At 43.2% G+C, this 24528-nt stretch carries 17 protein-coding genes; 15 read left to right on the top strand and 2 right to left on the bottom strand.

The features are described 5' to 3' along the window. Positions 1-758 precede the first annotated feature (758 nt). The 3 genes from CZ794_RS04510 (at position 759) to CZ794_RS04500 (ending at position 4060) form a co-directional block, all read left to right on the top strand. A complete protein-coding gene (locus CZ794_RS04510) occupies positions 759-1331 on the top strand; it encodes a PepSY domain-containing protein (RefSeq protein ID WP_087040484.1) in 573 nt (190 codons plus the stop codon). Positions 1332-1676: 345 nt separating this feature from the next. Continuing rightward, a complete protein-coding gene (locus CZ794_RS04505; protein ID WP_087040482.1) occupies positions 1677-2336 on the top strand; it encodes a response regulator in 660 nt (219 codons plus the stop codon). Positions 2337-2389: 53 nt separating this feature from the next. Beyond that, the gene (locus tag CZ794_RS04500) at positions 2390-4060 is read left to right on the top strand and encodes a HAMP domain-containing sensor histidine kinase (protein WP_087040480.1); all 1671 of its coding nucleotides are present in this window, start codon (positions 2390-2392) and stop codon (positions 4058-4060) included. A gap of 144 nt (positions 4061-4204) precedes the next feature. Here CZ794_RS04500 and CZ794_RS04495 read toward each other — a convergent pair whose 3' ends face one another. Further along, positions 4205-5887: an NAD-dependent malic enzyme gene (locus CZ794_RS04495; protein ID WP_087040477.1), complete on the bottom strand. Its 1683-nt coding sequence runs from the start codon at positions 5885-5887 to the stop codon at positions 4205-4207. A 1009-nt stretch (positions 5888-6896) separates the two neighbouring features. On the opposite strand from CZ794_RS04495, the gene CZ794_RS04485 reads away from it, so the two are divergent. From CZ794_RS04485 to CZ794_RS04470, 4 genes are all read left to right on the top strand, one after another. Then, complete coding sequence (locus CZ794_RS04485; RefSeq protein WP_087040474.1) at positions 6897-7499, top strand: YceI family protein; 603 nt, start codon at positions 6897-6899, stop codon at positions 7497-7499. 84 nt (positions 7500-7583) lie between these two features. After that, positions 7584-8969, top strand: a complete 1386-nt coding sequence (locus CZ794_RS04480; protein ID WP_087040472.1) for a cytochrome c — start codon at positions 7584-7586, stop codon at positions 8967-8969. A gap of 60 nt (positions 8970-9029) precedes the next feature. Beyond that, positions 9030-10646 carry a flavin monoamine oxidase family protein gene (locus tag CZ794_RS04475; protein WP_087040470.1) on the top strand — a complete coding sequence of 539 codons (1617 nt, stop codon included), beginning with the start codon at positions 9030-9032 and terminating at the stop codon, positions 10644-10646. Positions 10647-10737: 91 nt separating this feature from the next. Beyond that, entirely contained in the window at positions 10738-11379 is a 642-nt protein-coding gene (locus CZ794_RS04470; protein ID WP_087040677.1) for a cytochrome c, read from the top strand. A gap of 66 nt (positions 11380-11445) precedes the next feature. Here the strand turns inward: CZ794_RS04470 and CZ794_RS04465 are convergent, their stop codons facing one another. Next, a complete protein-coding gene (locus tag CZ794_RS04465; RefSeq protein WP_087040469.1) occupies positions 11446-12573 on the bottom strand; it encodes a M14-type cytosolic carboxypeptidase in 1128 nt (375 codons plus the stop codon). A gap of 377 nt (positions 12574-12950) precedes the next feature. Between CZ794_RS04465 and CZ794_RS04460 the strand changes: the two genes are divergently transcribed. The 8 genes from CZ794_RS04460 to CZ794_RS04425 all read left to right on the top strand — a co-directional run bounded on the left by CZ794_RS04460 (position 12951) and on the right by CZ794_RS04425 (position 24528). Further along, a complete protein-coding gene (locus CZ794_RS04460) occupies positions 12951-14108 on the top strand; it encodes a siderophore-interacting protein (protein ID WP_179207242.1) in 1158 nt (385 codons plus the stop codon). Between the two features lie 103 nt (positions 14109-14211). Beyond that, the gene (locus CZ794_RS04455; RefSeq protein ID WP_087040466.1) at positions 14212-14976 is read left to right on the top strand and encodes an ABC transporter ATP-binding protein; all 765 of its coding nucleotides are present in this window, start codon (positions 14212-14214) and stop codon (positions 14974-14976) included. Continuing rightward, complete coding sequence (locus CZ794_RS04450; RefSeq protein WP_087040464.1) at positions 14973-15929, top strand: ABC transporter substrate-binding protein; 957 nt, start codon at positions 14973-14975, stop codon at positions 15927-15929. Before CZ794_RS04455 ends, CZ794_RS04450 begins: the two co-directional genes overlap by 4 nt. Then, positions 15926-17896: a Fe(3+)-hydroxamate ABC transporter permease FhuB gene (gene fhuB, locus CZ794_RS04445; RefSeq protein ID WP_087040462.1), complete on the top strand. Its 1971-nt coding sequence runs from the start codon at positions 15926-15928 to the stop codon at positions 17894-17896. Before CZ794_RS04450 ends, fhuB begins: the two co-directional genes overlap by 4 nt. A gap of 171 nt (positions 17897-18067) precedes the next feature. After that, positions 18068-19789 carry a multidrug ABC transporter permease/ATP-binding protein gene (locus CZ794_RS04440; protein ID WP_087040461.1) on the top strand — a complete coding sequence of 574 codons (1722 nt, stop codon included), beginning with the start codon at positions 18068-18070 and terminating at the stop codon, positions 19787-19789. Positions 19790-20199: 410 nt separating this feature from the next. After that, complete coding sequence (locus CZ794_RS04435) at positions 20200-22485, top strand: TonB-dependent siderophore receptor (RefSeq protein WP_087040459.1); 2286 nt, start codon at positions 20200-20202, stop codon at positions 22483-22485. 30 nt (positions 22486-22515) lie between these two features. Then, entirely contained in the window at positions 22516-22818 is a 303-nt protein-coding gene (locus CZ794_RS04430) for a hypothetical protein (protein ID WP_087040458.1), read from the top strand. A gap of 24 nt (positions 22819-22842) precedes the next feature. Continuing rightward, complete coding sequence (locus tag CZ794_RS04425; protein ID WP_087040456.1) at positions 22843-24528, top strand: PepSY domain-containing protein; 1686 nt, start codon at positions 22843-22845, stop codon at positions 24526-24528.

Below are 24528 nucleotides of genomic sequence, written 5' to 3'. Positions count from 1 at the left end.
CACATAAACTGTTAAGAGCATCATTCTAAGATAAAGAATAAGGCCTTTACAAGTGTTATCTCTCTCACACTGATTGAAATACGCCATGTATTTATTTATCATCGAATAGCGTGCTGTGATTGTAAATATCACTTTTAAGTAGCTGCTCATAAAACGTCAAGCATTACTGTCCACATCAATTTTTTCCATACGTCTGATAAAAGACAATCAGCAGGTAGGTAACCGCCCACTCTGCTATTGTACCTTGGGTTGCCACTCCAGCTGTTGAAAGCCTGTTGTAAAACTTAATGAGCAGAGACTCCAACTATCAAGTAATTCACTCCACCTCATGCGACTCTTGCTCTGTTTTTGTTGATATTTCGATATTAGCAATCATGATAAAATACTGATCTTACAGGTAGTAACAATAATTTCTTACAGATTTTTTATTTATAAGTTTAGTTATCCAATTGGATTACTACTCAAATATCTTATTGGTATAACAATTTTATTTTTTAAAATATCTTTAAAAACCAATGGTTTAATTATTCAGCTAAGTTGATACTTAGCCCACCATATATAAGAGGCAAGACCTTTAAGAGATTGAAGGTCTTTTTTATTGTCTGATGATGATTATACGTAACATGTGATTTAAAACCTTTGGCTCTCGCTAAGTTTCTCCTATGTCTTATTTCGTATGATAGACCCATACCAACAAGGTAGCTGACAAAATCAATAAACAAACTGTCAGACATAAACTTAATATAAAGGTGATCCTCATGCAAAATTTATCAGCGCTAACCAAGTCAGCAATCATTACCCTTACGGTGGTAGGTGTCAGTGCAGCCGCTTTCGCAGCACCTATTTCTAATACCAAAGCCGCAACAAGTTCAAATGAAGCCATCAGTGCCATGCAAAGTAAAATCAGCCTAGCGCAAGCGATTGCTATAGCCAAAAAAAATGCTAAAGGCGACCTTATCAGTGCAGAGTTTGACTATGACGACGACGATGCGACTAATGAATATGAAGTTAAGCTCATCGCAAATGGCACTTCTTACGAAGTAAAAATCGATGCCGATACGGGTAAAGTGATTAAGTCTGAACAAGAGAGATTGGATAAAGAAGACATGGCTGAATATAGCGCCATGAAGCAAGCCAAAGTATCTATGAATAGCGCTATCCAAAAAGCCACTCAAAGCGTGAATGGCAAAGTAATAGCCGCTACATTTGATTTGGAAAAAGGTCAGTCTATCTATGATATCGAAGTGGTCAAAGGCAATCAAAAGTATGATGTAAGCGTAGATGCCAATACTGGTAAAGTGTTAAGCAGTCAGATTGATAGAGACGACTAAGATTGAACGAGACATTAACGTTAATGCACAGCAGTAGCCGATATCTCGATAGCATAGATATTAGTTGCTGCTTTTTTATTGATACATCTTCTAGACGTCATCACTATAATTGAATACTAATCTGCACCCTTTTACCCAAAGATCATTGCATCAACTACATAGTGATTGTACTTTTTATTTTCTAAACCTATCGCCTACTCTTCTTTTAAAGAGGTACAGCTATCTGATTTTATTATCGACAATAGGATATGTCAGGTTATTATTAATCCGATAGACAGCGATCACTAAAATAGTTGCGCTGAACGTCTCAGATTTTATTATAGGCTCTATAGGTAAGGAGATTTAATGCGAGTATTGGTGGTTGAAGATGACTTGATGATTGGCGAAAGTCTTAGCGAAGCATTACAGGATGAAGCCTATACGGTCGACTGGGTCAAGAATGGTCGTCAGGCTATTCTGACGTTAAAAGTACAACCTTATGATATCATTCTCTTAGATTTAGGTCTGCCAGAGGTTGACGGCATGGGCGTATTAACGGCTATTCGGGATGCTAAGATTGAGACACCGGTCTTGATACTCACTGCACGTGATCAGTTAAAAGATAGAATTGCAGGCTTAGACTCAGGAGCTGATGATTATGTCGTCAAACCCTTTGAATTGGGCGAAGTATTTGCACGCATGAGAGTATTGATACGACGCTCTCAAGGCATGGCTGACAATCACGTTACCGTTGGCAATCTAAGTCTAGATACCGCGCACAAACGCGTTATGATGGATAGTAACCCTATCGATTTAACTGCAAAAGAATATATGCTCCTCACGACCTTTATGCTATCTCCTGATAAAGTCATGTCTAAAAACGCGCTGGAAGATTCTTTATATGGCTGGGGCGATGAAGTTGAAAGCAATGCCATTGAGTTCTTAATTCATAGCTTACGTAAAAAGGTCGGACAAGATAGAATCAAAAATGTTCGGGGACTTGGGTGGTATATCAGCAATGTCTAACTGTAATCGAACCACTCAAAAACGTGCGTTATCATTGCTAGAAGTAAACTTAGATGTCTAAACGCCGTAAGCTTTTAAACTCCCTACAGTTCCAGCTCATCTTTTGGTCTGTTTTGTCATTATTATCATTGGCTATTGTCGCTGGTGGTTATGGATTTTGGTATAGCTACAATGAGATAAGCGACTTTCAAGATGATAACTTGAAAAATACAGCAGCATTGTTAGAGCAGTCACTTGATATCAGTGTTTTAGGTAATAGAGACTTAAGTAATAGAGATTTGGATAGCGATGCAGCTCGTTTAGGCCATGAGGATTGGGCGCGCAGCAATATCCATTTTGACACCGATGACGATGATGGTGCTATTACCGTTGATATCATCATACTCACAGCCCCACTCGATAATGAAGTACAAGACTATCAGGACAATGAAACTGATGATGAGCATGATTACTCAGCACCGATACCGATGGCGTTACTGTCTGACATTCCATTAGGAATCAGCGATCAAGATATTGACGGTCATTCTTGGCGAACGTATAGGAATGACGTGAAGATTACCTCCTTAGATCATGATGAAGCAGTCGCACTTATCTTGCGTCAACAAACGGAGCTCCAAGACGATTTGGCCAAGGCCAGTGCGCTACAATCTTTTTTACCCCTTATTATCGGTATCGCTTTCTTAATAATTCTATTGCCTTTTATCATGTGGCGAATGATGAAGCCTGTGCGCCAATTGCATCATGAAATCAGCGCACGTAATGAGAACGATCTAAGCCCTTTACAGATTGACAGACTGCCCTCTGAATTGCTACCACTAGCAGAATCCTTAAATAGATTATTGGCGGTGGTAAAGCGTAGCATCGAGCGTCAACAGCGATTTATAGCAGATGCCGCCCATGAACTGCGCTCGCCGCTGACTGCCATCTCCTTACAGCTACAGCGATTACAACGTATTGCTGATGATAAAGCCATGTCAGAAGGTTTAGATAAACTGGCTATCCGCCTAAAGCGTAATCAAAGTTTGGTCGAGCAGCTATTAACACTCGCTCGAGCTGGCAATATTAAGACTGCATTAGAAGACGATGACACACCGACCAACGTCACATTTATTGTCGAGCAAGTCATTGGCTTACTCATCCCTATTGCTGATCATAAAAACGTCGGGCTGACCGTTGATTTGCAACCTAATAGCAACGTAACTATAGACGAGACTTCATTATTCATGCTCGTCAAAAACCTTATTCAAAACGCCATTATTTACACACCAGCTAATGGTCAAGTCATTGTGAAACTGTATCAACTTGAACCAAACTTGGACAGCTCACATAAATCCGCTATAGATATGCCGTATAATTTTGGCACCCATGTCCTTCACTCTGGAAAACCAAGGCATTTGTCTAAAGCATCGGATAGCAGAGTGGTATTACAGATAATAGATTCAGGCACAGGCATTCACCCTCATGAGTATAAAAATGCTTTTGAGCCTTTTGTACGGCTTAATCAGTTATCAAGTAGCGATGAGCAACTCCGTGATGATAGCCATGAATCGAGATCAGATAGTGCCAGTCAGAGCGCACAAACGGTGGAAGGAACTGGGCTAGGACTCTCTATCGTCAAGTCAATCTGCGAGCAAGCAGGTATTGATGTCTTTATGGATGACGCCACCGCGAACATTTTAAACCAAAATAATAGTCGAGGGCTCTGTATCACCTTGATCTTCTAAGTCAAAATCACTCATTCTAAAAACGTAACCTGCAAATCGAAAAAGCCGAATACCACTGCTCACAGTAGTACTCGGCTTTTTCATTGATACTTCTTAATTACTTCTTAATTACTTCTTAGTTACTTCTTAGCTACTTTCTAACGTCTAGAAAGAAGTACGACGATAATTGCGATATCTAGGCAACCAGAAGTTGGCTTTTAATCGACGCTCTAGATTTTCTGCTGTGACTGGTAAGGCCAGCTTATCTTCTATCGCTTGTAGTGCTACTGCATAAGCAATCTTTTCACTAATCTCTCTAATGTAATTGATTGAAGGCAATATAGCACCTGGTGCTTTTTCATATTCCATGGAGATATCTGCCAATGCTTGGCTAGCAGCCATCAACATATTATCGCTGATACCCGTCGCATGCGATACCAGAACACCCAAACCAATACCGGGGAAAATATAGCTGTTATTGCACTGAGAAACCTCGAAAGTCTGACCCTCAAAAGTGGTATGAGGAAAAGGACTGCCGGTTGCAACAATCGCTTTACCACGACTCCAGTTCATCACTTCCTGCGGTGTCGCTTCAACGCGAGACGTTGGATTTGATAGCGGCAATACAATTGGGTGTTCCGTGTTTGCACATAAGGTTTCGATTACCTCTTGGGTAAACAGACCTTTTTGTCCACTGACACCAAACAATACCGTGACTTTGCCTTCTTTAACCACTTGCGCCAAGCCAAGTTTTTGACTCTTATCCCAATGGGCAATATCAGACTCTTTTTGTACTAGCGGTACTTGGAATTTTTGTAGCTCTGTCATGCTATCTGTTAATAAGCCATAACGATCCACCATAAATACTTGGCTGCGAGCTTGCGCTTCTGTTAACCCTTCGCGTTGCATTTGGCGAATAATGTGTTCTGCGATACCGCAACCTGCAGAGCCTGCGCCTAAGAAAGCGATTCTTTGTTGGCTCAGTTTTTGACCTTTATTTAAACACGCTGCAATCAATGTACCGACTGAAACAGCAGCAGTTCCTTGAATATCATCATTAAAGCAGCACAATTGGTCACGATATCTGTTCAACAACGGGGTCGCATTCTCTTGTGCAAAGTCTTCAAATTGTAACAATACTTCTGGCCAACGACGTTTAACCGCCTGGATAAACAAATCAACGAATTCATTATATTCATCACCAGAGATGCGTGGGTTTCTCCAGCCCATGTACATCGGATCGTCAAGCAATTGTTGGTTATTGGTGCCGACATCCAATAAGATTGGTAGGCAGTAAGCGGGGCTGATACCGCCGCAAGCCGTATATAAAGACAATTTGCCGATAGGGATTCCCATACCGCCAATACCTTGATCACCTAAGCCCAAGATGCGCTCGCCATCGGTCACAACGATAACTTTTACCTTTTGCTTGGTCGCATTTTGCAGCATGTCATCGATGTTATGACGCTCAGGATAAGAGATGAATAAACCGCGTTTACGACGATAGATTTGTGAGAATTTTTCACAAGCTTGGCCAACGGTTGGCGTATAGATGAGGGGCATCACTTCTTCAATATGCTGCTCAACCAAATGATGAAATAAGGTCTCGTTTGTGTCTTGTATATTACGCAAGTAGATATGCTTATCCATATCATTATTAAACGAGCGAAGTTGGTGATAAGCACGTAGTGACTGCTCTTCAATCGTCTCAATGTTATGAGGTAATAAACCTGTTAAATTGAAGTTATCCCGTTCTTCTGACGAAAAAGCGCTACCCTTATTTAATAAAGAGGTTTCTAATAGGGCTGGTCCAGCAAAAGGAATGTATAACGGACGTTTGGTTTGCATAGTAAAATCTTCTTATTAAAAGTGTATGGTGGTACGAAGTTAATACAGACATATGGTACCGAATTTAAAGCGGAAGCTGTCAAAAAGATAGCAAATAATAATGCCAATTCTAGTACAACTGTTGTTCGTTAATGAACAACATCGATCTAAACGTCATCCGACTGGTAAAACAAACGTCTAGGTGGGCTTGTCAGTACAGAGCACTATTATACTGAAATTATGGCCTTCTTGAAAAAAATCGAACAACTTAAATAGCAATTAAGAATAATTGAAAGAAAGCGAGAGATATGAATTGCTAAATCTACGTTTTTAGAACTGCTCACCTTTGAACGCATCAATCTTGATTCAAACCCTGTTACCTTACCGATACTTTAATAAACAATTGCTTACTTGATTAATTGGATATATAATTTTTATAAAGTCTGTATGGATAGGAGGCCACATTGTTTATTGATCATAATCAGTGTCCAAAATGCGGCACCAAACTAGAACGTGCTGCTTGGAGTTGTAAGCAATGCGGCTATCAAGATTTGACCAACTGGCCTTTAACGCTACTCTTGTGGGCGATTATTTTATTGATTGTAGGCATCATATTGTTGTTTATGACAAACAATTTTTGTCAATTCGAAAGTTTTCAACCATTGATCAATAACTACGGTGTGATGTGCTGATGTTTGCTATGCCAATGTTTTAAGGCAGTAACGATAAATGTACCCATGTTAGGCTTGCTTGTCATCGTGATAACCCCTCTTACTCAATAAAAACAGCTCTTACAGACAGCTTTTATTCACTCGGCTGCATCATCTTAACGTTTTCTTAATGATCTACCATTTATATTAAGTGTCATATCATTGACACTTTGAATTGAAATGTGATTCCTCTTCAAAAATACAAAAACCATCTGATTCATATCATTGGATATTGGCCTGTTTTCATGTTATGAAAACCGCCAACTTATCATAACTCAATGATTGTTATGCAAGTGACGCATCAATAATGGAATATGGCTATGGTAGGGTTAGGGATCAATCGATTAATAGTAAATGCTTATAAACCGTTTGCAGGATGCCTTTTGGCGTTAAGTAGCATCGTAAATAGTCATGCTGCGAGCTACATCATCAATCCTACCAATACCAATATACGCTTCTCACTTGAGCGCTTCAAAACGGCCGCCTCTACTGGTGGATTCTACAATGTTAAAGGTAAACTCCAATACGATCCGAGTTCACAATCAGGCAATATCTCACTGATGATACCTATTGGCTCTTTAGAAACAGGCAATCAAACGCTTAACAAGAATTTAAAAGGGGCTGATTTTTTTGACATGCAGCATTTTCCATCTGCTCGCTTTCAGTCAACTAACTGGTATTTTAATAAAAATGCGGTGACGAAAGTAGATGGCAATTTAACCTTAAACGGTAAAACTCATCCCATCAGTCTAACGGCCACTACATTCAATTGCTATGTAAACTCTATCATTAACAAACAGGTTTGTAGTGGTGAGTTTGCCACTACCATAGATCGAACCAAATGGAATATCAATAAATATTCATTGTTTGGTCTGACTAAGCATCTTGATTTAAAAATTCAGATTGAGGCGATGAAACAGTAGCTATTACTGAAAAATAGTTTTATTTTAGTAAAGGTAATCAAGGACGATTGACTAACATTATTTGTTTAGCGTCATAAGGATATTATGAAGCCATTTTCTATCACGACATCGATATTGGTATTGAGCGGGCTTACATTGGCTTCTGGCACTGTCATAGCTGACGATAAAAATTTGGACAGCTTTTATATCACACACACTGACCTGCCTGCTAAAATCAGCTTACCCAATGTGAGCGCCTCTAACAGCGATTTGGTCAATCGCGGGGCTTATATTGCCCGTACGGCAGATTGTATGGCTTGTCACCGTGAGGATTATAGCGGCGGCGTGGCTATTGAGACACCTATTGGTAATATTTACTCAACCAATATCACGCCATCTAAGCGCTACGGTATCGGTAACTATACCCAAGCTGACTTTGCAACAGCGCTACGCAAAGGTCGCTCACCAAATCATCAAATGTACCCTGCTATGCCGTATCCCTCTTATCATGGCATGACTGATGATGATATTAGCGCTTTATTTGCTTACTTCCAAACGGTTGCTATTGTCGATAAACCACCTGAAAAAACCACTCACCTGTCTTTCCCTTTAAACATTCGTAGCTTGATGCTCGCATGGAATGTCATCAATGTGCCTTCTACCGAAAACCGTACTGATCTGACACCCGTGCAGCAGCGCGGCGAATATCTGGTCAATAATTTAGAACACTGCGGCACTTGCCATACGCCGCGTAACCTCACGCAAGGCCTCGATAAAGATCGCTACCTCTCTGGTGCACCGCTTGGTAAATGGTTCGCTCCTAATATTACCCCTGATATTGACACTGGTATTGGGCGTTGGAGTGAGCGTGACATCGTCACCTACCTACGAACTGGCAAACTTGATAAGCGGGCTTATGCGGGCGGCCCTATGGCAGAAGCAGTAGGACATAGCACCCGCTACTTAACTGATGACGATTTGAGCGCGATGGCATCTTACCTAAAAGTCGTCCCTGCCATCAAGACAGACGATTATCTGATACCCGTCAATATCGCACGGCTACCAAACCCTGTCAGCACCTCTATTACTTATGATTTGATTGAGCAAAAAGATTATCTGGCACAGACAAAAGCCAAAACCGCGCTCTTAAGCCAAAATACAAACGATAGCCATTCGCCAAAATCTTTATATCTGGCTCATTGTGCAAGCTGCCACGGCGTTGATGGTTATGCTCAACCTGATGCGCGTTATGCCTCTATCGTCGGTCTTAGTAGTATTCGCCGTGCGAAACCCGATGCACTTATCAGTGTGATCGCGTTTGGTGCAAAAGGCGCGTTTAATACTGCGCCCAAAATGCCTGGGTTCAATGAAGATTTGAGTCACGCACAAATCGCTGATATCACCAATTATGTGCGCATTAATTTTGGCGGTCTAACCACCAGCCAAGTCAGTGCTAGTGATGTCGAACGTATTATTAAGAACAAAAGCTAACGTTTTAAATAGATTTGAAAACTTGCTGACTTTGTTACTATCGAAATTAAGGATAATGAGATGAACGATACGCTGCCCTCGCCTACAAGACGACAATTGCTCTCGATGATCGGTAAAACGGCTGGTGCGACCGCTATGTATCAAGCCATGACTACCTTAGGGTTCGCTTCTGAGTCCAGCTTCAAGCAAGAAATGAATTTAAAAGGCGCGCCTTCTGGTGCAAGTATTGTCATTCTTGGGGCAGGCTTGGGCGGGCTGACGGCCGCTTATGAGTTACGCAAAGCAGGTTATAAAGTGACGGTGCTGGAATATCAAAATCGCGGTGGCGGACGCAGTTGGACGTTGAATAGTGGCGATAAATATACCGAGCTTGGCGGCGAAGAGGTCACTTGTGATTTTGAAAAAGGCAATTACTTCAATGGCGGACCTTGGCGATTACCTATCCATCATTACGCGGTCTTCCATTATTGCAAAAAATTCAATGTTGCCTTACAACCTTTTATCCAAACCAACGATCGCGCGTATTTGCATCGTACCAATCATTTTAGTGGCACACCGCAGCGCTTAGGTGAAGTACAAAGCGATATTCGTGGCTACGTGTCAGAGCTATTGTCTAAAGCTGTCAACAAAGGTAGCTTGGATGATACTGTTACCAAAGAAGACAAAGAAAAGCTGTTAGAAGGGTTAAAAGGATGGGGCGTACTTGATAATAACTATCGCTATGTCAAAAGCCATGAAACCAGCAAACATCGCGGTTATAGCGTTTATCCAGGTGGCGGACTTATGCCTGATGCCAAGCCATCGACCCCGATACCGCGGGACAAATTATTGAATTCTGGCATGTGGTCGGACATATACACCAACTACACCGTTTATGTGCATCAACCTGCCATGTTCCAGCCAGTAGGCGGTATGGGTAAAATCGGTGAGGCGTTCACCCGTGAATGTCGTGACATGATTGAATTTAACGCCAAGGTAACTAGAATCCATCAAGACGACACTGGCGTCACCGTTGATTATGTAGATGTTAATAACTCTGACAATAGCACTCCAAAAGGTAGCGTCAAAAGCATTCGCGCTGATTGGTGTATTTGCAATATCCCCTTATCTGTATTGACACAAATCGACATCAATGTCTCAGAGCCTATGAAACAAGCAATGGCTGCTGTGCCTTATGAAAGCTCATTCAAAGTGGGGCTTGAGTTTAAACGGCGCTTTTGGGAAGAAGATGAGTGGATCTATGGCGGCATTACTTATACCGACTTACCTATCAACCAAATATCTTATCCTTCGCAAGATTTATTTACCTCAGGGTCAGGTGTGCTTTTGGGCGCTTACGGCTTTGGAGAATCCTCTTACAAATTCAATTCTTTGACGCCAAAAGAGCGCATCAATGCAGCGCTTGAATATGGCAAATACATTCACCCTCAATATACCAAAGAATTCCGTTCGGGTACGTCAGTCGCTTGGCATCGTATTCCTTGGTCGCTCGGTTGCTACGGTATTTGGAGTGAATCGAGCCGCAAACAATACTACAAGACGCTATGCGCTATCGATCATCGTATCGTACTGGCTGGTGAGCACTGTTCACACATTCCAGCGTGGCAAGAAGGCGCGATACTGTCAGGTATGGATGCGGCCAAGCGCTTACACCAAAGAGCTAAAAAACTCGGCTAGTTCAGCAAATAACCTCCAAAATGACTGGTTGATAGGTATTTCTGAGTCAGTATATTACTTAAGGCGAGTAGTCATGATAAAAACAACATTAATGAATTTGACCTCACATAAGTCATATCACTTACCAATCATAGTGATGATAGGTGGTATGGCTTTTTTATCAGGGTGTAGTCACTACACCAAAAAAAACGCGCCTACTATTGCCAGTGACCAATCGGCTGCAACGACTTTTGATCATCAAGCCAGCCGAAATAACGGTGCTTGGGGCGCCGTCTATATGTCCGATGACGAGCTAACCCATCCGCCCATCAATATCGTTGATGTCGAATCGATACCGAAAATGGCCGAAGATGCCAACTTACAAAAATGGCTTACCAAATTTGAAGGCAGCACCCAAGGTAAAACTGGTTTTTTTACGACCAACGGCAAAAAGCTCTACAATGATTCTTGCGCGGGCTGTCATATGTCTAAAGGTGAAGGTGCACAAGGCGCAGGCTACTATCCGCCGCTCGCCAATAATAGTAAGATGCAATCGAAGTACTATATTATCAGCGTCGTCATGAATGGTCTGCGCGGTATGCCATCGTTCCATAGCATGATGAACGACGAGCAAATAGCAGCCGTCACGCAGTACGTGCATAGCGATCTCAATGCCTTCACAGATACCGTGACTGCGGCCAATGTGGCGCAGCTACGTCATGAGTTTCCACCTGGTTCTGATCCTAGCGAGTAAACCTCACTAGATTCAGAACATCTTTAACCATAAATACCATCTCAACACTCAATATTAATTTAGCAACTAACGCAGATCATCAACGACTGCCAGCATTGCAGTTAGCGAGGCTTCGCCAAATTTTGCAGAGCGTGCAGGCGACCACCCTGTCTCTGCATCAGGTAAATTATTATTATCTTTAAAAGGCATCTCTAACGTATTGGCAAGACAATCGAAACGCTCTGCCACCCAGTTGGTAGCAAGTGTCATATTTGCTTCGCCAAATTTATCGACCTCGTAACCAACCTCAGATTGAAAATCAGCACTGGCCAATGTCAATACTTCTGAAAACTTATCTCGTAGACGTGCAAGTCGCTCGTTGTAACTTGGCGCTCCTTGAGAACCTGCAAGGAATACATAAGGCAATGCCTCATCACCATGTACATCATAGAACAAATCGACACCCGTCTCTTCCATTTTATTGATCACATAAAAGACTTCAGGACTCTTCTCTAGGCTTGGATTTGACCATTCACGGTTTAAATTAGTCCCCACTGCGTTGGTACGTAGATGCCCGCGTACACTGCCATCGGGGTTCATATTCGGTACAATATAGACATTGGCTTTTTCTAATAGCAACTTACTATTGGCATTATCATCATCTAACAAGCTATCTATTAAGCCTTCGATCAGCCACTCAGCCATGGTCTCACCAGGATGCTGACGTGCCGTGATCCAAATGCTTCGTTTGCTCGTGTCGCCATCACCAATTTTGACCAAGGTTAAGTCACGCTTATCAAGGGTTTCGCCTAAATGCTCCAATGTTACTAAAGGGTGCTGTTGAGCGGCGGCTAGCAAATCTTGATGACGCTCATAACTGTAAGGGGCAAAATACGCAATCTGAATGGTTGTATGATCTAAGTCGGCAATGATGGTGAGCTTTCCGTCTTTATAAGACGTGGGCAGACGAAACCAATGCTGACGATCGTATGAAGCAACTGCTTGATAATTTTCCCACCCTTCCAAGTATGAGGCTTCTCCTGCGTTCAGGATATTAAGAACATACTGCTCTCCAACCTGACCTTCTAAGCGAAAGTTAAACCATTGAAAGAACTCTCCACCAACATCTGGACGAATAGCCAGTTGGATGTCTGCTTTATCTTCTACGTTAATAACGTCGATATTACCTGCGTCAAAATTCGCTGTGATGCGCATACTTTCTCCTTGATGCGTTTTTGTAGTGAGGTATAAAAAGTAACAGTACCCGTCAAAACTTTCTCATTTTTGTCATACTTTTAGCCGCTTAAATATAACATTTTTTCTCGCTATATGATGTCAAAGCTGGTTTGTCTTGCCCTCATTCCTCTCAATAGGTGTGTGAGCTATTGACATGAGAATGAATAGATATAACAATAAGCAAAATAATAATGATTATCAATCACTCATTTTTTCTATTCAATACTCTGCCTCTGACATTACAACCACTGTAATCACCAATACGCATAATTAAGTTGGTTGTGCATGCACTTTTAGAGGCGGTAATGTCACCTCAAAATCACTGTTATCTCATTTATAGACTGGATGAACGCTCTATGGCTCAACTGTTTACTCAAGAAAATTCCAATACAACGCCACTGATGGTTGCCGATAAAGACCTGTTTGTCGATCATATCAACGATGAGCACCAAGACGAGCTGGCCATGTTTATCAATGTCTTTACCAAAGCAACCTTACGCGAAGACTCTATACCTTCAATCGTTGAGCTGTATCCTGATGGCATGCTGCTGGCGTTGACCAGCATCAATAGCGACCAAACTCATTTTGAGCATGCGCCCTACCCAACTGAGCAACACTTTATTCATTTTACGGCTCCTGTCAGTGACTCAGTGTCGTTGCAAGAGCAGTATATCGCCTTACTACAGAGAGCCGCCACCAAGCTTGGCAAACGCACGATAAAACTACGCGAGCAGTTTTTTACGGTGATGGGAGGTTATTATGCCAGTCCTAATATGTACCGTCTGCTGGTCACTGCTCCTGACAATACGCCTCTTAATCAGCCCGGTTATGCCTATTTATTTGATTTGGGTGCATCCTTCGTCACCTCAACCATAGCCGCAGGTGAACAGAGCGACGCCGACGACAGCGATAACTCTGATAAGTTCCAAGGTGTGTACCGTTATTACTCACTAAGAAAAGCATGGCAAGATACCGACAGCTCATCTGTCAACGCTTGGATAGATGTCTATATTCATGGTGATACCCCAGGTGGTAACTGGGCGAGATCTCTTGGTACTGGCGCACAAATAAAAAGCGTGCGTGAATATCCTGAAAAGCTTGACCACCTTATCAATGGTCAATGCCTTCTCATCGGTGACGAAACCTCTTTACCCACCATCGCCAATCTCTTAGAAAACTGGCAAAACCCGCTACCGCCGCTAGTCCTCGTTATTACCAATGATGCAGACGACATCAGCTACTTAAACGCGCTCACGCTTAGTGAGCGATTGTCTAATGACGAGCATTTTAAACAAAATAATCTGCTACATATCGTCAATACGGCAAAGACGACACTGACTGAACAAATCATGACCACCCTGAACACGCGCCTAACCGCCACGCCAATTACAATCGACAAAGTCTGGGGTGCACTTGAAGCTGCCGATATCAAATCATTGAGACCACAATTAAAGTCAGCACTTGGGCTGTCACGTCAAGACATGACGATACAAGTGTATTGGCGCACCTCCTAAGATTGTGACACCGTGACACAAACAGCTTGAATAAAAATGAAAATCATTTGCATTAGTTAGTGGTTTTTATTTAGAATGCTTCATTTACTTTAGACTGCTCACTATGATGTACATCAATAAATTAAGCTTGATACGCCAAAAGAAAGTCTTGCTACAGCCCATTTCTTTTAAAATTGAGCCGAAGAAGCTATATGCTTTGATTGGTCATAATGGTTCGGGCAAATCCAGCCTTATCAAGGCGATGGCAGGAGAAATGACACCGACTCAAGGTGACATTCAGATCAATGAGCACAATCTAAAGGACTTCTCAGCCAAGGCGCTCGCACAAAATCTCGCCTATCTGCCCCAAAATCTCCCTGACGCTGGGGCATTTACGGTTTATGAGCTGGTCATGCTAGGACGCTATCCCCATCAAAAATGGCTACAAAAACCGAGTACTCAGGATCATGAGCATGTAAACAAAGCCATTGCGCTGACTCAAGTCGATGCCTTTAGAGACCGTCAAGTGTCTACCTTATCGGGCGGCGAACGCGCTCGTGTGTGGTTGGCCATGTGTTTAGCGCAGCAAACAGAGTTTTTGCTATTGGATGAGCCATTAGCAGCACTTGACGTGGTGTATCAAGTCGAGGTACTAAAGCTGATTCGGCAGTTGGTTGACGAGCAAGGATTGGGTGTGGTCATCATCTTACATGACCTCAATCTGGCAGCAAGATTTTGTGATGAGTTCATTGCATTAAAACAAGGTCAGCTTTGCCACATGGGCGATGTTCCAAGCACCATGCAAAAAGAAGTATTGCAGTCGATATTTGGGGTGGATTTTACCTTGCTAACGCATCCCGATACCAATCACAAAGTAGCGGTTATATGAAAGCAATCCCCTCCTCGATCGGACTCTGCATGGCACTCTGCTCAAGCTTATTGCTGAGTAGCTGCCAATCATCCGATGCAACGCCAGCAGCATTGAGTGCTTCAGACCCTCAAAAGACGCCCAGCGTGATGACTCCAGACTGGGGCATCGCCGCCACGCTAACGGGTATGGGATATCCGCCAGTTGCCATGGGTGACAAAACGTTTTATAAAGAATGGGTCGGCAAACCGCTGATACCGGCAGATACCTACGATGTGGGTACACGCTATCAGCCCAATCCTGAGATGTTCTCTCAGCTCGACTTGGATGTGGTGATAGACAACGCTTTTTATAAGCATCTGCAACCTATGTACGGCGATTTACCTATTCATTCTATCGAATTGACCAGTCCAAATCAGATGGCAAAATGGGAAGATTTTATAGAGCCAACCTTAGAATTAGGACGATCCATCAATCAGCCGCAAGCCGCTCAAACGTATCTCGATAAGAGTAAAAAGCAGATAACACAAGCAGGCCAAACGTTTCACAAACGCTATCCTTATATCAAAAAAATGGCAGTCGTACAATTTGCTGACACCAACAACTTGCGCATGTTTTCATACAACAGCTTGTTTCAACCAGCGCTAGATACCATGGGTCTAGAGCTAACCGCATTTGCAGACGGCAACGAATGGGGATTTATGCCCATTATGCTTGGCGACTTAGCGCAGCTTGATGATGATACGTGTCTTGTGGTCGTTGAACCTATTGGCGATCTTCTAAAACTAGAGCTAGAAGATAGCCTCGTGTGGCAGCGCTTAGGATACGCCTTTAGCGAAAACCCAAAATCCGCTGGTACAAGCCGTTGTCTTACTGTACTGCCCGCAACATGGAACAATAGTGGCGTCGCCTCTATGAATGTCTTGGCCGATCGCCTTATGAATGCCACTTTTGTAGGCAATACCGACTTATGATTAAAAATACCTTTTCGTCTACCAGCCGTATTTATCTCATGGTTGTTTTTTTGATAATCATGGCGGTAATCAGTAGTTATGCCGTCGTGCAGCAGCTATGGAATCTGCCTTTCATTGAGCTGTTTACCCCATCATTTGACTTATCCCTTACGGACATGAGTATCCAGCTACAAATCTTACCAACGATGCTGGTGGCATCAACGGCTGGCGGTCTCTTAGGCTTGGTCAGCGTCTTGCTACAGCAGCTGGTAAAAAATACGCTTGCCTCAGACACGACCTTGGCCGTCGGTAGCGGTGCAAACATAGCCTTGCTACTGGTCACATTATTCTTTCCCAGTTTCAATTTGGGCGGCAGCTTTTGGGTGGCTTTTATTGGTGCTATCAGCAGTATGGCAATCGTCTTTATCCTAGCGGCTCCTAGTCGCATGAATCCTTTGGTATTGGTACTAGGGGGGCTAGTCACCAATATTTTGCTGGGTGCTATCGCCGCTTTATTATTAATCTATTATGCTGAAGAATCCTTAAATATCATGGTATGGGCAGCAGGCAGTCTTACCCAAAATAACTGGCAAGTCTCTGTCGCTTTGACCATTGCTAGCGTGGTTGCCTTTATCAGCTTGATGCCGTTGTTAAAGCCGCTAGAAATCATGAGCCTAGATGATCGGCAAGCCAAAAGCTTGGGCGTGCCTGTCAATCTCATTCGTGGAATCGTCATAGGATTGGTGGCGATTCTCACGGCGCTTGTCGTCAGTCGCGTGGGCCCTATTGGATTTATTGGTTTGGGCGCGGCTACTCTCGTCAATGTGTTTTCTGTCAGACACATCGGGTATCGGCTGTTATTGGGCTATGGGTTTGGGGCGCTTTTACTGTGGATTACCAGTAATGTCACGACAATACTACAGCATTACCTGTCTCTCAATATTCCTGCTGATGCGATGACGGCTTTATTGGGTGCGCCGTTGGTTATATGGCTGATTATGATGCAAAGCCGTAAGCATACTGAGGATCTTGCGCCAACACTTGTTTCAGAACGTCGCGAGACCCACTTGCTTGCTTGGAGCGTTGCTTTGGTTTTACTGATCGGCAGCATACTCGTTTTTACTGCTACCGCCAACGGTTGGCAGCTCAATGCCGTATGGGATTTAATTATTGATTTTAGGCTTCCTCGTACCTTGAGTGCAGCAGCCACGGGCGTCATGCTGGCAACTGCTGGTGTATTATTACAAACGTTGACTCGCAATCCGATGGCGAGTCCTGAAGTATTGGGTATCAGCTCAGGCTCAGCAATAGGCGTGGTATTGGCGTTTATTTTCTTACCCAGCTTTGGCTATACAGGCATTGTACTATCAGGATTACTGGGCGCCTCTATCGTACTTTGTTTGATCTTGTGGCTGGCTCGCAGAGTAAATGCCGCTTACTTGTTGTTGGTGGGGGTAGCAATTGCAGCCTTAATGGGTGGTGTGTTAAGTCTGGTCAAAATATCCGGAGATCAACGACTACAAGCGGTTCTCAGCTGGTTGTCAGGCTCTACTTATCTTGCCAGTCCTGAGACTGCATGGCTGCTGGTGGTGTTTGCTGCCGCCCTTTTTTTATTGAGTTTAATGATAGTAAAACCCCTAGAGATACTAAGTTTGGGCAGTGGCATAGCGCGTGAGCTTGGCGTTTCTTTAAGACTGTTCCAAAGCTTGATATTAATCTTGGTAGCGGCGCTTAGTACCGTATCAACATTGGCAGTTGGACCGCTTAGTTTTGTGGGATTGATGATTCCTCATTTAGCAACAACGCTTGGTGCGGTTCAGCTCAAACGCCAGTTGCAACTGGCTGCTATCTTGGGTGCCGCTTTGATGGTAATCGCAGATTGGCTTGGTCGGTATATTATTTTTCCTTACGAGATACCAGCTGGCACCATTGCTGCCATCATTGGTGGCGCGTACTTCTTGTATCTCATGCGCCGTATTAAAGCATAAATACTAAATAGAAGTAGCTAAGCACAAAAGAGTTAAAAGCACTCGCTGTGAGTCACTGACAACCCTACTCACCTGACACGATTTATAACATGCACAAAAGAGATTGGACGCGGTTTCACTCTCTTTTATGCCATCAAACATACATAACATTCATTCTATTACTGAGCCATTATGTCTTCTCGCACTCCAACGTCTTTGTATCGTATGATTTGGGCATACTATCGCCTGCCCTTTCTCAAGGTTATTTTTCTGAACTTGATTAATGCGGCCGTCAGTGTGGGCATTATTGCTTATATTAACCATACCTTTATCAGTCAGCCTGTCTTCGACACCTTGTCATGGTTAAGCCTAGGATACTTTGCAGGCTTGATAGTGCTACTGCTGGTTACCACGTTTATATCGCAATATACTCTGACCTGCTTGGGACATAAGTTCGTCTACGAGCTACGAACCAAATTGGTCAAACAGATCATCGATACCAAGGTGCCACAAATCGATCATTTGGGGAGTGCGCGGTTAATTGCCAGTCTGTCCTCTGATATTCAATCAATTACGGTCGCTTTTGTGCGTATGCCAGAGTTGGTGCAAGGGGTGATTTTGTCGACTGGGGTGGCGATTTATTTAGGTTGGCTATCACTGCCATTACTATTGATTGTCATATTTTGGATTGCGATAACAATCTGGATCAGCACTATCTTGGTCAAGCACGTCTATCAACACCTAACAGGATTAAGAGAGCTTAACGATCTTTTATATCAAGATTATCAGTCCATCATCGAAGGACGCAAAGAGCTGGCTTTGAACCAGCACCGTGCTGAAAAATTATACAAAACCGATTTTGTCACTCATGCTAAATCGTATGAAAAATCTGTGATCAAGGCCGATACGTTCCATTTATCAGCGGTAAATTGGTCCAATATTATGATGTTCGCCGCTATTGGAGTGGTGTTTGCGTTGTCCAATTATCTAGATATACCGATGGGTGTTGCGACAACTTTTTCCTTAACAATCTTGTTTATGCAGTCGCCCTTATTACATGCAGTTGGCGCCTACCCTACTATACAAACCGCTCAAGTGGCACTGGATAAAATTCACTCTTTAGAACTTAGTGATTATCATCCAGAATTTGCCACCAATGCCACCATACAGAACTGGCAATCTATCTCATTGACCGATATTGGATATCGCTACCAAAGTGTCGAAGACACTGTTCAAAATACTCAAGATGCCGCCATTCAAACACCTGATACGGCTGGCGATATATTAAGTGACGTCAATCTGACGCTCAAACGTGGCGACGTGGTCTTTTTGATAGGCGCAAATGGTAGCGGCAAATCCACCTTGGCTAAGATTATTACTGGCATTTTTACCCCAACCATAGGTCAGGTAAGGGTTGATGAGAAGGCTATATCAGATGCCAATGTGGTTGATTATAGACAGCTATTTTCTGCTATTTTTAGCGATCAGCATCTGTTTAAGCAGCTTGTCGGTCGCGAAGGTAAGGACCCTGATATGACGTTGGTAACGTCGTGGCTGCACAAGCTCAATCTACAGGACAAGGTCAGCGTGACTGACGAGCGCCTATCAACAGATAAGCTCTCACAAGGACAACGTAAGCGCTTAGCCATGTTGATTTCTGTGGCAGAACAAAAAGATATTCTCCTGCTTGATGAGTGGGCTGCAGATCAAGACCCTGCGTTTCGCCGCGTATTTTACCAAACGCTCATCCCTGAATTAAAAGCCATGGGCAAAACCTTATTTATCATCAGTCACGATGACGGATATTTTGAACACGCTGATCGACTGCTGTTGATGAAACGAGGTAAATTAATCGAGCTGAATGCTGAAGAACGACAGCGTGCCAGTGCTGATGCTATCTCTATGCTGCACTAAACAAAGCCAATATCCAGCCAAATGATGAGCGCAGTATTATTTGAAATACTGCGCTCATATACATTTTATCTTATTTCTATTCACTGTATTTGGCGAATTCCTAGTTACAAATAAGCGTCACTCTGACGCAGACCTACCCTTATGAGCTTGTTACATCTATAAAATATTGTTCATAAATATTTACGATTTCTCCTCTCTAGAAAAACTCATCATCACTTCCACTCAGAAACTATGTGTCAAAAATATTTCTGTATTGTATTGCTAATCATAATAATTATCATTATCATGTACGCAATTGAGAATACTTCTCGGTATATTTTCTTATCAAACTGTCTATTGGTCAGCCATCTAATGCTTTATTGAAAAATGGCGCCCTAATTTTTCTATTACTTTAATTGAGATATCATCCGATGTTTATCATTGCACAAGGTACAAAGCAACATAAGCCAAGCACATTAAGTTGGTTTGTCAAAAAGACCATGCACTTATCAGCGATTGCATCTTTGGCTGTCAGCTCTTCGATGATCCATGCTGAAACCTCACAGCAAACCACGACCACCGATGAGGGCAGCGAAATCAATCGTGCCGACAGCACTGTAGAACCAAGCACCACGCTACCCACCATCGTAGTCACAGCAGAAACAAACAAACAAATCACAGAAAATACGGATAGCTATACTATCCCTGTCGCCAGTAGTGCCACAGGACTCGCCTTATCAGCAAAAGAGACGCCGCAAGCCACCAGTGTGGTCACCAATCAGCAAATCAAAGATCAAAACTCAACCAACTTAACAGAGGTACTCAAACGCACCTCTGGTATTCAGGTTGGTAGTATTGATGGGGCTCGTAGTGGATTTTCCGCAAGGGGTTTTGGGATTACGGGTTTTCAAATCGATGGATTGAATACGGATTTTGTCCAGCAAGCAGCAATGGGCGAATACTCTGCCAATACTGCTATGTTTGATCACGTGGAAATCGTACGCGGCGCTACGGGTCTGATGAGTGGCTCAGGTGATCCTTCTGCCAATATCAATCTTATACGCAAACGTGCAGATAGCGACATCCCTGTCACAGAGCTGTCTGCCAATGTCAATCGTTATGGCAATTATGGTATCAGCGTTGACCGTAGTCAGGCGTTGGTTGACAGCGGTGCCGTACGAGGCCGAGTGGTTGCCAGCTATCAAGATGGTGATACTTTTATCGATCGTCAAGAGCTGGGACAAAGCCTGATTTATGCCACAGTTGATGCAGATGTGAGTGACAATACCACCGTCAGTGTGGGTGCCAGTCGTCAACACAACAAATCAAAATCAACCATGTGGGGCGGTTTGCCAAGTTATTTAAGTGATGGCTCAAAAGCAGATTGGGATACCAGTACAAACGCCAGCCCCAACTGGTCAAACTGGGACTCTGACAACGTTTACTATTTTGCTGATATCGATCATGATTTTAATGAAGATTGGAATCTAACTACTAAAGCCAGTTACAACGAGAGCGATAGTAGCCCAAAACTGCTCTATCTCTATGCCAATGGCAGTCAAGTTATTGATCCTGACGTTGGACTGGTTTATAACTTAAACCCATTTCATGCGGATACCGAACGCAAACAAGTCAATGTAAAAACTGAGTTAACCGGTAATTTTGACGCATTAGGTAGAACGCATAAGCTTATCGTTGGCGGATCTTATAATAAGAGTGATCTTGATACATTCACTTATAAAGCGCCACCTGATGGATTGCTACCAGTCTCTGAATTTGCAGATTGGGATGGTAATTATCCTGAACCCGCGTGGGGTGATAAAACCCAAAGCTCTGATGTCACGATCAAAGAAAAGGCTATTTTTGCTGCGACCCAGCTCAAACTGTCTGATCCTTTATCCGTAATCTTAGGGTCTCGTGTGTCTGATTATGAGCGCTCAGGTGTACAGTATGGTCGTAATGTAGACACTGAATCCAAACATATTTGGACGCCTTATGCGGGTATTACTTATGATATCAACAAAAACCATAGCCTCTACACCAGCTACAGTGACATTTTTAAACCGCAAACTCAGCGCGATATCAAAGGCGACTATCTTGACCCTATCGAAGGCAAAAACTACGAAATCGGGCTAAAAAGCGAATCTGACACGGGCGCGCTACAAAGCCAAGTCAGCATTTTTAGAATCGAGCAAGACAACCTTGCGCAACTTGATGGCGGCCAGATCATCCCAGGTACCAGCCTTGAAAATGCTTACGTTGGGGCAAAAGGCGCTACCAGTCAGGGCGTCGAAGTAGAAGTGACGGGTGAGCTTAGCGACAAACTAAAAGCCACTATTGGCTACACGCATTTTAATGCTGAAGACAAGAACGGCAAAGCCATCAATACAGGTTATGCCGATACCACGCTGAACGTATTTGCCACTTATGATCTTGACGATGTTGTTCCTAACTTAACTATTGGCGGCGGTATTGATTGGTCAAACGGCTACTATGGCGTTGTCACCAATCCTGTGACCCAGCGCTCTGAAAAGTATGGTCAAGATGATGTGACCCTTGCTAGTATCATGGCAAAATATGCTATTAATAAAAATTTAGACGCACAACTCAACATCAATAACTTATTCAACCAAAAGTACCTTGCTGGTGAAAACTTCTTTGGCTTGACGTATGGTGAGCCGTTGAATGTGGTGGGCCGCTTGACCTATCGTTTTTAATCTTAATTATTTGAGTACATAGGCCGTCACATGAGTCAACGCCGTAGTAGCCAAAAAAGTAGCCACGGTTTTTATCTACCAGACTTTAGCGTTATCAGTCGTATTGTTTTAGCAATTGGCGGTAGCTACGGCATCGCGGTACTCACTGACCTGATGTTTTTGGCGTTGCCCATGTATGACATTTCTGCTATTTATTGGGGACAGATAACGAGTGTCGTGGTCTGTGCCCTTGTGATTATTTTGGTATTTTCATTGCGTCGCTTGTGGCTAGCATGGGCAGTAGTGGCGGGTATTTCAAGCATCTTAGGCTTGATATGTTATGCCACTATTTAGACGTTTATTATCAGGTCATCTTTGATGTCAGACTCTACTAAAACCCAATCCGTGCCGATGACCAAACGTCAGCAGAAAGATAAAACCAAGGTAAAAGGCTATCGGCTGCTGATGTCTGATGTCCATACTTGGTTTGGGTTACTATTGGGTTGGTTGTTGTTCACAATTTTTTTGATGGGCACGGTCAGTTATTTTAATAATGAGCTGACAGCATGGATGCAACCTGAGATTCCGACTGTCTCTCAGTCTTCAACACTACCTTCTTCATCGCAACATTTGCCAAATACAGCGCAGACACCTGAGCCTTTTGGTGTGGCAATCGCTCACTTGCAAGCCACTCAACCAAACGCCAAAAACTGGTTTATCACCAAAGGTCCGACCAGCACCAGTAACGAGCAGCGTTTACATGTCACCACCAGTGCTGACGACAAAAGATTACGCTATCAATTTGATACACAAACCCAAACCGCCTATATACCAAGAGACACGGCGGGCGGCAATTTCTTTTATCGCATGCATTTTGATCTGCATTATATGAGTGTGATATGGGCCAGAATCATCGTCGGCATTGCGTCTATGATGATGTTGATCGCGATTATTGCAGGCGTTATTGTTCATAAAAAGATATTTACCGACTTTTTTACGTTTCGCTGGGGCAAAGGACAGCGCTCATGGCTTGATGCACACAATGCTTTTTCTGTGCTACCCCTGCCTTTTCATATCATGATTACGTTCACTGGTATCATCACGCTTGTTGCGCTGTATATGCCATGGGGCGGCAAAGTTGCCGATATTGATACCAAGCAGCTTTTTGAAGGCATTTACTCTTATCGAGCCGCCGATGCGACCGAGTTGCAACCTGCACCGATGGTCGATATTTCCTCGCTATTAACAACCGCTCAATCAGATTGGCAAAAACTCAATCCCAATTATACGATTACCAGTGTCAGTATCAATCACCCCAATACTGACCATAGTAAAATCATTGTTGATAGCAGAGCCGACCGTCAAATCTCGACAATCGGTGCGTTTCGTATTTATGATGGGCAGACAGGAGACATCCTTGAGCAAAGTAAACCACCGCCACTCGCTGTGACTACCCATACGGTCATGGTAGGACTGCATGCAGGTCGCTTTGCCGATTATTGGTTACGCTGGATGTATTTTTTGTTGGGGGTAGCAGGATGCGGTATGATTGCGACGGGATTGGTGCTTTGGACCGTAAAACGTCGTCGCCAACTGCTCACTATGGATAAGCCTTATCTGGGATTTTGGCTGGTAGAAAAGTTCAACATTGCGACACTGGCTGGATTGCCATTGGCTATGGTCGGGCTGTTATGGCTCAACCGATTGTTACCTTTAGAGATGACCGCACGTGCCAAATGGGAAGTAGACGGGTTTTTTATGATATGGGCTGGTAGTTTTGTGCTGACGTTATTACTCCCTAGTCGTCATGCATGGCGTGTATTATTATCATTGGTCACCCTATCTCTTTTATTCACGCCATTTCTTAATAGTCTCACGACCGAGCGTGGATTTTTCCAGAGTGTTTTGAATGATGATGCGTTGTTCATTAGCTTTGATATTGCGTTTTTGATACTAGCGCTGATATTTGCTTACATCACTTATGCGGCCAGTTTTAAGAAAATCTCTCCTAAGCAACAAACGACGTCAAAACGTCGCGTTACTTCTCAGATAGAGGCGTCATAA

This window comes from Psychrobacter sp. JB385 (assembly GCF_900163785.1).
GTDB lineage: Bacteria > Pseudomonadota > Gammaproteobacteria > Pseudomonadales > Moraxellaceae > Psychrobacter.
This window is presented reverse-complemented; position numbering and strand designations above follow the sequence as displayed.